Origin of the sequence: Streptococcus oralis, from assembly GCF_001579525.1 — a bacterium.
Classification (GTDB): domain Bacteria; phylum Bacillota; class Bacilli; order Lactobacillales; family Streptococcaceae; genus Streptococcus; species Streptococcus oralis_M.
The window spans coordinates 21,574-33,710 of record NZ_LQZC01000011.1 but is presented as its reverse complement, the minus strand read 5'-3'; the positions used below and the strand labels follow the sequence as shown (position 1 = coordinate 33,710).

13 protein-coding genes are annotated in these 12,137 nt (G+C 42.3%); 12 read left to right on the top strand and 1 reads right to left on the bottom strand.

Going from position 1 to position 12,137, the window contains the following annotated elements; all coding sequences use genetic code 11:
* Window positions 1-45 precede the first annotated feature (45 nt).
* The 12 genes from treC to yidD all read left to right on the top strand — a co-directional run bounded on the left by treC (window position 46) and on the right by yidD (window position 11,090).
* Window positions 46-1,677, top strand: coding sequence for an alpha,alpha-phosphotrehalase (gene treC / locus SORDD25_RS06890; protein ID WP_061853124.1), 1,632 nt, complete (start codon window positions 46-48; stop codon window positions 1,675-1,677).
* A 422-nt stretch (window positions 1,678-2,099) separates the two neighbouring features.
* Window positions 2,100-4,703 carry an SEC10/PgrA surface exclusion domain-containing protein gene (locus SORDD25_RS06885; RefSeq protein WP_061853123.1) on the top strand — a complete coding sequence of 868 codons (2,604 nt, stop codon included), beginning with the start codon at window positions 2,100-2,102 and terminating at the stop codon, window positions 4,701-4,703.
* A 220-nt stretch (window positions 4,704-4,923) separates the two neighbouring features.
* Entirely contained in the window at window positions 4,924-5,169 is a 246-nt protein-coding gene (locus tag SORDD25_RS06880; RefSeq protein WP_000364980.1) for a YneF family protein, read from the top strand.
* A 205-nt stretch (window positions 5,170-5,374) separates the two neighbouring features.
* Entirely contained in the window at window positions 5,375-6,169 is a 795-nt protein-coding gene (racE, locus tag SORDD25_RS06875) for a glutamate racemase (protein WP_000370379.1), read from the top strand.
* Window positions 6,127-7,137: a nucleoside-triphosphate diphosphatase gene (locus tag SORDD25_RS06870; protein WP_423170620.1), complete on the top strand. Its 1,011-nt coding sequence runs from the start codon at window positions 6,127-6,129 to the stop codon at window positions 7,135-7,137. The genes racE and SORDD25_RS06870 overlap by 43 nt, the downstream gene beginning before the upstream one ends.
* Window positions 7,113-7,634, top strand: coding sequence for a metallophosphoesterase (locus SORDD25_RS06865; protein WP_001118939.1), 522 nt, complete (start codon window positions 7,113-7,115; stop codon window positions 7,632-7,634). Before SORDD25_RS06870 ends, SORDD25_RS06865 begins: the two co-directional genes overlap by 25 nt.
* Entirely contained in the window at window positions 7,631-8,092 is a 462-nt protein-coding gene (cbpB, locus tag SORDD25_RS06860) for a cyclic-di-AMP-binding protein CbpB (protein ID WP_000560696.1), read from the top strand. The genes SORDD25_RS06865 and cbpB overlap by 4 nt, the downstream gene beginning before the upstream one ends.
* A complete protein-coding gene (gene xerD / locus SORDD25_RS06855) occupies window positions 8,089-8,823 on the top strand; it encodes a site-specific tyrosine recombinase XerD (RefSeq protein ID WP_277619893.1) in 735 nt (244 codons plus the stop codon). Before cbpB ends, xerD begins: the two co-directional genes overlap by 4 nt.
* Complete coding sequence (locus tag SORDD25_RS06850) at window positions 8,823-9,551, top strand: segregation/condensation protein A (protein ID WP_061409647.1); 729 nt, start codon at window positions 8,823-8,825, stop codon at window positions 9,549-9,551. The genes xerD and SORDD25_RS06850 overlap by 1 nt, the downstream gene beginning before the upstream one ends.
* Before the next feature lie 18 nt (window positions 9,552-9,569).
* Window positions 9,570-10,139 carry an SMC-Scp complex subunit ScpB gene (gene scpB, locus SORDD25_RS06845; protein WP_061409645.1) on the top strand — a complete coding sequence of 190 codons (570 nt, stop codon included), beginning with the start codon at window positions 9,570-9,572 and terminating at the stop codon, window positions 10,137-10,139.
* Entirely contained in the window at window positions 10,126-10,848 is a 723-nt protein-coding gene (locus SORDD25_RS06840; protein WP_007519228.1) for a pseudouridine synthase, read from the top strand. Before scpB ends, SORDD25_RS06840 begins: the two co-directional genes overlap by 14 nt.
* Window positions 10,848-11,090 (top strand): membrane protein insertion efficiency factor YidD, encoded by a 243-nt coding sequence (gene yidD, locus SORDD25_RS06835; protein ID WP_000821624.1) that lies wholly within the window; start codon window positions 10,848-10,850, stop codon window positions 11,088-11,090. The genes SORDD25_RS06840 and yidD overlap by 1 nt, the downstream gene beginning before the upstream one ends.
* Before the next feature lie 32 nt (window positions 11,091-11,122).
* Here yidD and SORDD25_RS06830 read toward each other — a convergent pair whose 3' ends face one another.
* Complete coding sequence (locus SORDD25_RS06830) at window positions 11,123-12,088, bottom strand: siderophore ABC transporter substrate-binding protein (RefSeq protein ID WP_061853121.1); 966 nt, start codon at window positions 12,086-12,088, stop codon at window positions 11,123-11,125.
* Between the last annotated feature and the right edge of the window lie 49 nt (window positions 12,089-12,137).

Genomic DNA, 12,137 nt, shown 5'->3' with positions numbered 1-12,137 from the left:
GGAAGGAACACAGTTTCCTCCCTTTTATCAGAAAAGGAGAAACAGATGGCACTTGATAAAAGAAAAGTAGTCTATCAAATCTATCCAAAATCATATAAAGACACCACTGGAAACGGTATTGGGGATTTCCGTGGAATTATCGAAAAAATCCCCTATCTAGCCAAACTGGGCGTGGATATGGTCTGGCTCAATCCATTCTATCCAAGCCCCCAACGGGATAATGGTTACGATATTTCAGATTATATGGCAGTGGATCCTCTTTTTGGTGATATGGCTGATTTTGAAGAGATGGTGCGTGTCGGTAAAGAACACAAGATTGACTTTATGCTGGACATGGTGCTCAATCATTGTTCGACAGAACACGAATGGTTTCAGAAAGCCCTAGCTGGCGACCAGTATTACCAAGACTTTTTCTTCATCCAAGACCAACCGACAGATTGGCAGTCTAAATTTGGTGGCTCTGCCTGGGCACCTTTCGGGGATACGGGAAAATATTACCTCCACCTCTTTGATGAGACTCAGGCTGACCTTAACTGGCGCAATCCCAATGTCCGCAAGGAGCTTTTCAAGGTAGTTAATTTCTGGCGCGACAAGGGAGTCAAAGGTTTCCGATTTGATGTGATCAATTTGATTGGCAAGGATGAGGTCTTAGTGGATTGCCCTGAAAATGAAGGAAAGCCAGCTTACACAGACAAGCCCATCGTTCATGACTATTTGCGCATGATGAACCAAGCCACTTTTGGATCAGACGATAGCTTTATGACAGTTGGGGAAATGTCCTCGACCACCATGGAAAACTGTGTCCTCTATTCGTCACCTGACCGTCAGGAGTTATCCATGACCTTTAATTTCCATCATCTCAAGGTGGACTACAAGGACGGACAGAAGTGGACTTTAGCTCCCTTTGACTTTGAAGAGTTGAAAAGACTTTATCATAGCTGGGGCAAGGAAATGAGTGACAAAAACGGCTGGAGCGCTCTTTTCTGGAACAATCACGACCAACCACGCGCCTTGAATCGTTTTGTCGATATTCAACATTTCCGCAATGAAGGGGCGACTATGCTGGCTGCCAGCATTCACCTGTCACGTGGGACACCTTATATCTACATGGGTGAGGAAATTGGCATGGTTGACCCAGACTATGATTCCATGGCTGATTATGTGGATGTCGAGTCCATCAATGCTTATCAGATGCTCTTAAAAGAAGGGAAAAGTGAGCAAGAAGCCTTTCAGATTATTCAGGCTAAGTCACGAGATAATTCACGCATTCCTATGCAGTGGGATGCTTCAGAAAATGCTGGTTTCTCAACAGGCACTCCATGGCTGAAGGCAGGAAAATCCTACCCTCACATCAACGTAGAAAATGAAATCCAAGGCCCAATTTTCACCTTCTACCAAAACTTGATTCGACTTCGTAAGGAAATGCCGATCATTTCAGAAGGAAGCTACAAACCAGCTTTTGAAGACAGTAAGCAAGTCTATGCCTTTGAACGTCAGTATGAGGATGAAAAATTACTGGTGCTCAATAATTTTTATGCCACAGAAGTGGAAATCGATTTGCCAGAAGTCTACCAAAATGGACAAATTTTGCTTTCTAACTATGAAGCTACAGAAGTGTCTGAAAAAATTATTCTGAAACCGTATCATAGCCTAGCACTATATTTAAAAAGTAAATAAACGATTTTAGCGCAAGGCTCACAAAAAAACAAGCTTCTATATGAAGTTTGTTTTTTATTTTGCAGAAGTATATATTAAATGTTTATAACAGGATAGAGTTAACTGACTCAAATAAAGAGGAATGATTGTCAACTTAAAAAGTAAATAATTAAATAATATACCGTTTTTTAAAACTCGTCTTTAAAATGTAAAAAAAAGTAAAAAGATTGTCAAGAAGAACCATTTATAAAAATGTCCGCCTTGAAAGATTCCCGTTTTTATGAGGATTTTTAGAAAAAAATAAATGACAATTTAATGACAATTTCTTTGATTTTCAAATAAATACGCTATATTTAATACTTGACGTCTTTCTTGATAAAGGTAAACATGATAAAATAATTTAGTCATTTTTCCTAATGATAAAAATTAAAGGAGAATATTTTATGTTTAAAAAAATGCTCAGTGCATTTTCAATAAGTGCAGTTGCTCTTTCGATTTTCTTTACGAAAGGTGTTAAAGCGGATCAAGTGCGTGAAAACTCAACGCCTTCAGGAGAGAAAACGAGTTCTCAAAGAGAAGAAAAACAATCACCTGTTTCTAACGTTACACAAGGTGAAGTAGATGCAGCAAAAGCAGACCTTGATCGTGTAAATCGAGTAGTGTCGGAAGCTCAAAGGGATGTAGAGGAGGCTAGACAATCCACAGCTACAGCCAAAGATGAACTAAAGATAGCTCAGCAGAATGTTGATGTAGCAAAAGAGTCTGTAGAAGCTGCGCCTACTGCATTAAAAGAAGCGCAATCAGACCTAGCGACCAAGTTAGATGAAGAAAAAAAAGCAGATGCCAATCTGCTAAGCAGCAAGACTGAGCTTGAAGAAGCACAGTCACAAGTGGATCATCAAGCTCAATCCTTAGTCGCTGCAAAAGAGAAGGAAAAAGGGGAAGCTGAAAAAGCAACCCAAGCTCAACAAGATGTTGATGTTGCACAGTCAACATTGACAGAGTCAACATCTGACGCGGATAAAAACCTTGAACAAGCAAAAACGAAAGTCGCTGCCAGTCAAATCGCTGTTGATAAAGCTCAACAAGGTGTAGAAAAGGCCAATCAATCAGATGAAGAACGTCAGAAGAAATTAGCTGAAGCCACTGCTAATAAGAGTAAGGCTGATGATGCAGTATTAACAAGTAAGCAAGCATTTGATGATGCTAGTGCAAAAGCAGAAAAGACTCAGTCAGCCCTTGAATCAGCAAAAGCTACATTGAGTGCAGCTAAGTATACAGGTGCTTCAGTTACATCTAATACTAAGAATACGTTCTATATGACTCCAGAATATATTGCTGCTTTAAAACAGTTGGCAGATCCAAATACTCCGCAGTCACAGATTAGTCAGATTGAAGCTACCTTGACAGCTGTAAATGATAAGGCTAAATCTTTTAACAATTATGTAGCAGACCCAAATGATAGTAAAACGCTGATAGATACAAATAATATTCCTTATGATGTCCGTTTGGAAATATCTCAGTTTACAGCAGAATTGATTAACCAAATTCGTTCGCAAATGGGGACGGGCGAGGTAGTTGTTACTCCTTCAGCACTTGAATTTGCGGATAAAGTAGCACGTGAATATAAAAATGATAATTGGTCTTGGGATTTGATGAATCGTTACCATCATGACGCATGGGGTATTAACCGAGTTGCGCGTGAGTATGGACTGGTTACAACTAGTTCTGAACAAGAACAACAAGGGATTCAATATTACGAAAATGCATATATCTGGAAGGCAAACACTTCTCAAATGAGTGTGGCAGATATGAAACGTGATATTTATTTTTCATTAGTTGAATTCATGTATAATGGCTATGAGTGGGTGCATGCTAAATCTATTTCTGGTTTGAATACAGGAAGTCAAAAGAATTATCTAGGCGTTGATTTTTCAATGGAGAACGATATTACGGTATCTCATTTCACGATGGTTTCGGAAGATCAGGTGAAATATGCTAGTAAAAACAATTTTGATGCGACGCCAATTGGTGGAAAATCTGGGGAAGCAAATCAAGAAAAGCTTGAACAAGCTCAGACAGCCTTTGATGTAGCTCAGGCTGCAAATAATCAAGCTCAAGCTGATAAGGAAAATGCAAAAACAGTTTATGAACAAGCTCAGTTAGCAGCCACTCAAGCACAAACAGCCTTTGATGAAGTAACACAAACACCTCTTGGGCTTGAACAAGCTAAACAAGCTTTAGAAGAAGCTAAAAATCAGTTAGAAGCTGATAAAGAGGCCTTGAGGTTAGCTCAAACAATTGCTAATAACGTTGAAAGGGAAAAGGATGATAAAGTGAAGGCTTTATCAAAAGCTAGGGATTCCCTTTCTATTGCACAAAAGAACTTGACTGCTGCACAAGCCGATGTTTCCAAAGAAGAAGCTTTGCTTAAAGATGCTACTAGTACGCTTGCTGATGCTATTGAAAAAAGGGATACTGCTCAGGAACAACTCGCCAAAGCTCAAACAGCAGTGATAGAAGCAAAGAGTAAAGTGTCGAATTTGGTTCAAGCTGAAGAACAACTTTCCAAAGCTGAAGAGGTGCTAGAAGCAGCTAAACAAAAGGTAAAAGCAAAGGAAGCAGCGCAACTTGCGGCAATTGAGCAGTTGAGCAACTTGCAAACGGCACAAGCTGCTACTCAAGTGAACTACAACCGTTTAGTGACTAAACTGAAAATGCAAGAAAAACAGCAGGCGGATGATTACTATAGAGAAATTCTAGATCAGACGGAGATGAATCTTGCTAAACAGGATCAACGACTTCAGACAAATTCTGAGCCACCTACTCCAAAAAGTTCTCAAATTCTTTTAAACACTCCAAAACAAGTGCAAGATATTAAACAGATATCAACAGAGAAGAGCGCGAAGGAGTTATCAATGATTTCTAATGCAGGTCATCTTCCTAGCACTGGTTCAAGAATTTCCTTATGGATTCAGCTGAGTGGAATCGTTCTGATTTACACTAGTTTCAGATTGTTAATCTGGGAAAAGAAAGATAGACAGTAAAGAGACGGTATCTGCTATAACTGTTTCGGATGATAGACAAACACAGCTTTGTGTTTGTCTATTTTTATAAGATGATAGCATTAGCAAATCGCGTAAAATAGAAGCTTTCTTCAAAACACAGGGTGGAAAAATAACGAATATCAACAGGGAATCTAAACTAGTCAGGAAAGCCACTTTGTGGTATAATATAGAAGACTCAAAAAGAAACAGGAGAAAAAGAATGGATTTACTTTTAGCAATTATCTTGATTGTGTTAGCTTTTCTAGGAGGAGCTCTTGGAGGGATGTACTTGGTTCGTAAGCAAATCGAAAAAGAATTTGCGGACAACCCACGTTTGAACGCTGAGGCAGTTCGTGCTCTCTTGAGTGCAAATGGTCAAAAACCAAGCGAAGCCAAGGTACAACAAGTTTACCACCAAATCATCCGTCAACAAAAAGCAGCCCTTGCTAACAATAAAAAGAAATAAATAGGAAAAGTCTGGGATGAAAGTTCCAGACTTCTCACTATGTTCAATAGTTCTCAAGGATAAGACTTTTTCCTTGCATTCTATTGATATTTGATTATGATTAAGAGAGAGGCAGTTGCCATTCTATCAAGCTGTCTATCCGTTCATTTAGGACGAGTAATTATGATGAACTATCAATCAGAAAAAAGACTAGAAAGAAGACTGTATGGATAATCGACCAATTGGTTTTTTGGATTCGGGTGTCGGGGGCTTAACCGTTGTTCGTGAGCTCATGCGCCAGCTTCCCCATGAAGAAATCGTCTATATTGGAGATTCGGCACGGGCACCCTATGGTCCCCGTCCTGCTGAGCAAATCCGTGAATATACTTGGCAGTTGGTCAACTTTCTCTTGACTAAGGATGTCAAGATGATTGTCATTGCTTGTAACACTGCGACTGCGGTCGTCTGGGAAGAAATCAAGGCCCAACTAGATATTCCTGTCCTAGGTGTGATTTTGCCGGGAGCTTCGGCAGCTATCAAGTCCAGTCAAGGTGGGAAAATCGGGGTCATTGGAACGCCCATGACGGTCCAATCAGATATCTACCGTCAGAAAATCCATGATCTGGATCCGGATTTACAGGTGGAGAGTTTGGCCTGTCCCAAGTTTGCTCCCTTGGTGGAGTCTGGTGCCCTGTCAACCAGTGTCACCAAGAAAGTGGTCTATGAAACCCTGCGTCCCTTGGTTGGAAAGGTGGATAGCCTGATTTTGGGTTGTACCCATTACCCACTCCTTCGCCCTATCATCCAAAATGTTATGGGACCAAAGGTTCAGCTCATCGATAGTGGGGCAGAGTGTGTGCGGGATATCTCGGTTTTGCTTAACTATTTTGAAATCAATCGTAGCCGAGATGCGGGACCTCTTCAACATCGTTTTTACACAACAGCCAATAGCCAAAGTTTTGCCCAGATTGGAGCAGAATGGCTGGAAAAAGAGATTCATGTGGAGCATGTAACTTTATGACAAATAAAATTTATGAATACAAGGATGCCCAGGACTGGTATGTCGGTGTCTGGGATGTCTATGGAGGTATCTACAGTCTTATCAAAGATCCGCTTGAGCTTGATTTTATGGATTTCGCGCGGATTTTTCGTGACGAGGAAAACGGCTTTCCGATTACGATAACGGTGATGAGCTGGTCTTCTAACTTCCGTCTGCTCTCCTTTGTCGTTGAGATTTTAAATGCTGAAGCAGGTCGCAATCTAGAAGTCATCCAACGTCAGGGGGCTCTGCTCTTGGTTGAAAATGGGCAACTTTTACACGTAGAATTGCCCCGTGAAGGTGTGGATGTCCAAGCTTTCTTTGAGACAAACAAGGTTAGAGAAACCTTGCTTATCGCGACTCGTAACGAAGGCAAGACCAAGGAATTCCGAGCTATCTTTGACAAGTTAGGCTATGATGTGGAAAATCTCAATGACTATCCAGATCTGCCTGAAGTAGCTGAAACAGGGATGACCTTTGAAGAAAATGCTCGACTTAAAGCAGAAACTATTTCCCAATTAACAGGCAAGATGGTGCTAGCAGATGACTCAGGTCTCAAAGTCGATGTCCTCGGCGGTTTGCCAGGAGTCTGGTCAGCCCGTTTTGCAGGTGTGGGAGCAACCGACCGTGAAAACAATGCCAAACTCTTGCACGAATTGGCCATGGTCTTTGAACTCAAGGACCGTTCGGCTCAATTCCACACAACCCTAGTCGTAGCTAGTCCAAACAAGGAAAGCTTGGTGGTTGAAGCTGACTGGCCAGGTTATATCAACTTTGAACCCAAGGGTGAAAATGGCTTTGGTTATGACCCGCTCTTCCTTGTGGGAGAGGCAGGTAAGTCAGCAGCTGAATTAACCCTTGAAGAAAAAAATAGCCAATCCCACCGTGCCTTAGCCGTTAAGAAACTTTTGGAGGTATTTCCATCATGGCAAAGCAAACCATCATTGTAATGAGTGACTCTCATGGAGATAGCTTGATTGTGGAAGAAATTCGTGATCGTTATCTGGGGAAAGTTGATGCCATTTTTCACGATGGTGACTCAGAACTCCGTCCAGACTCTCCGCTCTGGGAAGGCATCCATGTCGTCAAAGGCAACATGGACTTTTATGCTGGCTACCCAGAACGTTTGGTAACTCAACTTGGTCCCACTAAGATCATCCAGACGCATGGACACTTGTTTGACATCAATTTCAACTTTCAAAAGTTGGACTACTGGGCTCAGGAAGAAGATGCCGATATCTGTCTCTATGGTCACTTGCATGTGCCAAATGCTTGGATGGAAGGCAAGACTCTTTTTCTAAATCCAGGCTCCATCAGCCAACCACGAGGGACTATCAGAGAATGTCTCTATGCTCGAGTGGAGATTGATGACAGCTATTTTAAAGTAGACTTTTTGACACGTGACCATGAGGTTTATCCAGGCTTGTCCAAGGAGTTTGCTCGATGATTGCCAAGGAATTTGAAGCATTTTTATTGGAGCAGGAAGAGACTTTTCTTACCCCTGCTGAGAATCTAGCAGCCTTGATTGATACCCACAATGCCGACCATGCAATTTTGGTGCTGAGCCAAATCACCTATACTCGTATCCCAGTTGTGACCTTTGACAAACGCTTTGTTGGAACCATTGGTCTGAGAGACATTTTGGCATATCAAATGGAGCAAGGTTTGACAGATGAACAGATGGCAACGACAGACATCGTCAATATGACCAAGACGGATGTGGCAGTTGTCGCTCCAGACTATAACATCACAGAGGTCCTCCATAAACTGGTGGATGAACCCTTCTTGCCAGTGGTAGATGATGAAGGGATTTTTCAAGGAATCATCACGCGCAAGTCTATCCTCAAAGCCGTCAATGCTCTTTTGCATGACTTTAGTAAGGAATATGAGATTCGATGCAAATGAGAGATAGGGTTTCAGCCTTTTTAGAGGAAAAACAGGACTTGTCTGCCAATTCCAAGCAGTCTTATAAGTATGATTTGGAGCAATTTTTAGACATGGTAGGGGAACGGATTTCTGAGACTAGTCTTAAGATTTACCAAGCCCAGCTAGCCAATCTAAAAATCAGCGCCCAGAAGCGAAAACTTTCGGCCTGCAACCAATTTCTCTACTTTCTCTATCGAAAAGGAGAAGTGGACAGTTTTTACCGCCTGGAATTAGCTAAACAAGCTGAAAAGAAGATTGAAAAACCAGAAATTCTAGACTTAGACTCTTTTTGGCAGGAAAGTAATTATCCAGAAGGACGCTTGCTAGCGCTCTTAATCCTAGAAATGGGACTCTTGCCAAGCGAGATTTTATCTCTCAAGATTGCAGATATCAATCTGGATTTTCAGGTGTTGCGAATTAACAAGGCTTCCCAACAGAGGATTGTCACCTTTCCTACGCCCTTGATTCCAGAGCTAGAACCCTTGATGGGGCAGACCTATCTCTTTGAAAGGAGTGGGAAAACCTATTCTCGTCAGTGGGCCTTTCGTCAGCTGGAGTCCTTTGTCAAGGAGAAAGGTTTCCCAGAACTATCAGCCCAAGCCTTACGGGAACAGTTCATTCTAAGACAGATAGAAAATAAGGTCGATTTGTACGAAATTTCAAAAAAACTAGGATTAAAAACAGTCCTGACCTTAGAAAAATATAGATAATGGATATTAAATTAAAAGATTTTGAAGGGCCGCTGGACTTACTCTTGCACCTGGTTTCTAAGTACCAGATGGATATTTACGATGTGCCCATTACAGAAGTTATCGAACAGTATCTAGCCTATGTCTCAACTCTGCAGGCCATGCGTCTGGAAGTGACGGGCGAGTATATGGTCATGGCTAGTCAGCTGATGCTGATCAAGAGTCGCAAGCTCTTGCCAAAGGTAGCAGAAGTGACAGACTTAGAGGATGACTTGGAGCAGGACCTTCTCTCCCAAATCGAAGAATACCGCAAGTTCAAACTCCTGGGTGAGCACTTGGAGGCTAAGCACAAAGATCGGGCCCAGTACTATTCCAAAGCGCCGACAGAGTTGATTTACGAAGATGCGGAGCTTGTACATGACAGGACGACCATTGACCTCTTTTTGGCTTTTTCAAATATTCTAGCCAAGAAAAAAGAGGAATTCGCTCAGAACCACACGACCATCCTGCGGGATGAGTATAAGATTGAGGATATGATGGTCATTGTAAAAGAGTCCTTGACAGGACGAGACCAGTTGCGTTTGCAGGATTTGTTCAAGGAAGCCCAGAATGTTCAAGAGGTTATTACCCTCTTTTTGGCGACCCTAGAGTTAATCAAAACTCAGGAACTGATCCTTGTGCAAGAGGAGAGTTTCGGAGATATCTATCTCATGGAAAAGAAGGAAGAAAGTCAAGAGGCACAAAGCTAGACTTGATAGAGAGGAAAGATGAGTACTTTAGCAGAAATAGAAGCGCTCTTGTTTGTAGCAGGTGAAGATGGGATTCGGGTTCGTCAGTTGGCTGAACTCCTCTCACTTCCACCGACAGGCATCCAACAGAGTTTAGAAAAATTAGCCCAGAAGTATGAAAAAGACCCAGATTCGAGCTTGTCCCTGATCGAGACAGGTGGTGCATACAGATTGGTTACCAAGCCTCAATTTGCAGCGATTTTGAAGGAATACTCCAAGGCACCCATCAACCAGAGCTTGTCTCGGGCTGCTCTTGAAACCTTGTCCATCATTGCCTACAAGCAACCGATTACCCGAATTGAGATTGATGCTATTCGTGGGGTTAATTCTAGTGGAGCTCTAGCTAAGCTACAAGCTTTTGAATTGATAAGAGAAGATGGAAAAAAAGAGGTGTTGGGTCGTCCCAATCTCTATGTGACTACGGATTATTTCTTAGATTACATGGGAATCAATCATTTGGAAGAATTGCCAGTGATTGATGAGCTTGAGATTCAAGCTCAAGAAAGCCAATTATTTGGTGAAAGGATAGAAGAAGATGAGAATCAATAAATATATTGCCCACGCAGGTGTGGCCAGTAGGAGAAAAGCAGAAGAGTTGATCAAGCAAGGCTTGGTGACGGTTAACGGCCAAGTGGTGCGTGAACTCGCAACGACCATCAAGTCTGGTGACAAGGTCGAAGTGGAAGGTCAACCTATCTACAACGAAGAAAAGGTCTACTATCTGCTTAACAAACCACGTGGAGTGATTTCCAGTGTGACAGACGACAAGGGCCGCAAGACTGTTGTGGACCTCTTGCCTAATGTCAAAGAACGTATTTACCCTGTGGGACGTTTAGACTGGGACACATCAGGTGTTTTGATTTTGACCAATGATGGGGATTTTACGGATGAGATGATTCACCCTCGTAATGAGATTGACAAGGTTTATGTCGCGCGTGTTAAAGGTGTGGCCAATAAGGACAATCTCCGCCCCTTGACCCGTGGACTTGAGATTGATGGCAAGAAAACCAAGCCGGCTGTCTATGAGATTCTCAAAGTGGACCCAGTTAAAAACCGCTCTGTGGTGCAGTTGACTATCCATGAAGGGCGTAACCACCAGGTTAAAAAGATGTTTGAAGCTGTCGGCCTCCAAGTGGACAAGTTGTCTCGTACACGTTTTGGACATCTAGATTTGACTGGTCTTCGTCCAGGCGAAGCCCGTCGTCTTAATAAAAAAGAAATCAGCCAACTACACACTATGGCTGTAACCAAGAAATAATGAAACGGATCTTAATAGCGCCAGTACGCTTTTACCAACGTTTTATCTCACCGGCCTTTCCACCCTCTTGTCGCTTTGAGCCTACTTGTTCCAACTACATGATTCAGGCTATTGAAAAACATGGCTTCAAGGGTGTTTTGATGGGCTTGGCTCGGATTTTACGTTGTCATCCCTGGTCGAAAACAGGTAAGGATCCCGTCCCAGACCACTTTTCCCTCAAACGAAATCAAGAAGAAAAATAAACCCAACATCAGATGATGTTGGGTTTTCTTGCTTATTTCAACGCTTTTTGTGCGTCTTCAATCATAAGTTTGGTTGATTCGAGTCCGCCTCCGCTTAGATACCAGAGGTCTGGTGTTAGTTGGATGATCTTACCGTTTTTAGCGGCAGGAGTTTCAGCGATGAGGGCATTTTCTAGGACACCGTCGTTGCTTGAGTTGTCCCCACCGATGGCAAGGGTACGGTTGATGACAAAGAGGATGTCAGGATTGATTTCTTTGACACTTTCAAAACTGACTTCTTGTCCGTGGCGAGAGTCTTCAAATTGAGTGTCAGTTGGCTTGAATTTCAAAGTTTGGTACAAGAAAGAAAAACGAGATTGGGCACCAAAGGCAGCCATTTTTCCTTCATCGAGGAGGATAGCAAGGGCTTTTTTGTCAGAACTTTCGTTTTTAGTAGCGACTTCTTGGATGCTCTTGTCTAGATTAGCTAATTCTTCTTTGGCTTTCTGTGTACCAGTTTCACCAAAAGCGCTTGCTAAGGATTCGATGTTAGCCTTGGTAGAAGTCCAGTAGTCGTCCTTGCTTGCTTGGAAGAGAACGGTTGGCGCGATTTCTTTGAACTTGTCTACGAACTTTTGGGTACGTGGAGAGGCAATGATCAAATCCGGTTCAAGAGCAGCAATGGCTTCTAGGTCTGGCTCAACCATGGAACCCACATTGTTGACATTTCCCGCAAGATCTTTTAGGTAAGTCGGAACAGTTTTTGTAGGCATTCCGACGATGTTCTTTTCAAAACCTAAAGCGCGAATAGTATCCGCAGCACCGAGGTCGAAGACAACGATTTTCTCAGGAACTTTTGAAAGAGTGACATCGTCCAGTGAGCTTTTAATGGTCACTTCTGTTGGAGCAGAGCTACTTGTCTCTGTCTGGCTGGTACTTGAGTTTGTACTACATGCACCAAGTAGGAGCAAGAAACTGGCCGCTAGGGCAGTGAGATAAAGTTTAAGGGATGTTTTCATAATTTCTCCTTTTTAAAATATAGTAACGATGTAGGGGTCTCTTAGATAG

Coding starts and splice junctions, on each gene's coding strand:
- SORDD25_RS06885 (WP_061853123.1), top strand. CDS start 2,100: ATGTTTAAAAAAATGCTCAGTGCATTTTCAATAAGTGCAGTTGCTCTT.
- treC (WP_061853124.1), top strand. CDS start 46: ATGGCACTTGATAAAAGAAAAGTAGTCTATCAAATCTATCCAAAATCA.
- xerD (WP_277619893.1), top strand. CDS start 8,089: ATGAGAGATAGGGTTTCAGCCTTTTTAGAGGAAAAACAGGACTTGTCT.
- cbpB (WP_000560696.1), top strand. CDS start 7,631: ATGATTGCCAAGGAATTTGAAGCATTTTTATTGGAGCAGGAAGAGACT.
- SORDD25_RS06840 (WP_007519228.1), top strand. CDS start 10,126: ATGAGAATCAATAAATATATTGCCCACGCAGGTGTGGCCAGTAGGAGA.
- racE (WP_000370379.1), top strand. CDS start 5,375: ATGGATAATCGACCAATTGGTTTTTTGGATTCGGGTGTCGGGGGCTTA.
- SORDD25_RS06830 (WP_061853121.1), bottom strand. CDS start 12,088: ATGAAAACATCCCTTAAACTTTATCTCACTGCCCTAGCGGCCAGTTTC.
- yidD (WP_000821624.1), top strand. CDS start 10,848: ATGAAACGGATCTTAATAGCGCCAGTACGCTTTTACCAACGTTTTATC.
- SORDD25_RS06870 (WP_423170620.1), top strand. CDS start 6,127: ATGGCTGGAAAAAGAGATTCATGTGGAGCATGTAACTTTATGACAAAT.
- SORDD25_RS06865 (WP_001118939.1), top strand. CDS start 7,113: ATGGCAAAGCAAACCATCATTGTAATGAGTGACTCTCATGGAGATAGC.
- SORDD25_RS06880 (WP_000364980.1), top strand. CDS start 4,924: ATGGATTTACTTTTAGCAATTATCTTGATTGTGTTAGCTTTTCTAGGA.
- SORDD25_RS06850 (WP_061409647.1), top strand. CDS start 8,823: ATGGATATTAAATTAAAAGATTTTGAAGGGCCGCTGGACTTACTCTTG.
- scpB (WP_061409645.1), top strand. CDS start 9,570: ATGAGTACTTTAGCAGAAATAGAAGCGCTCTTGTTTGTAGCAGGTGAA.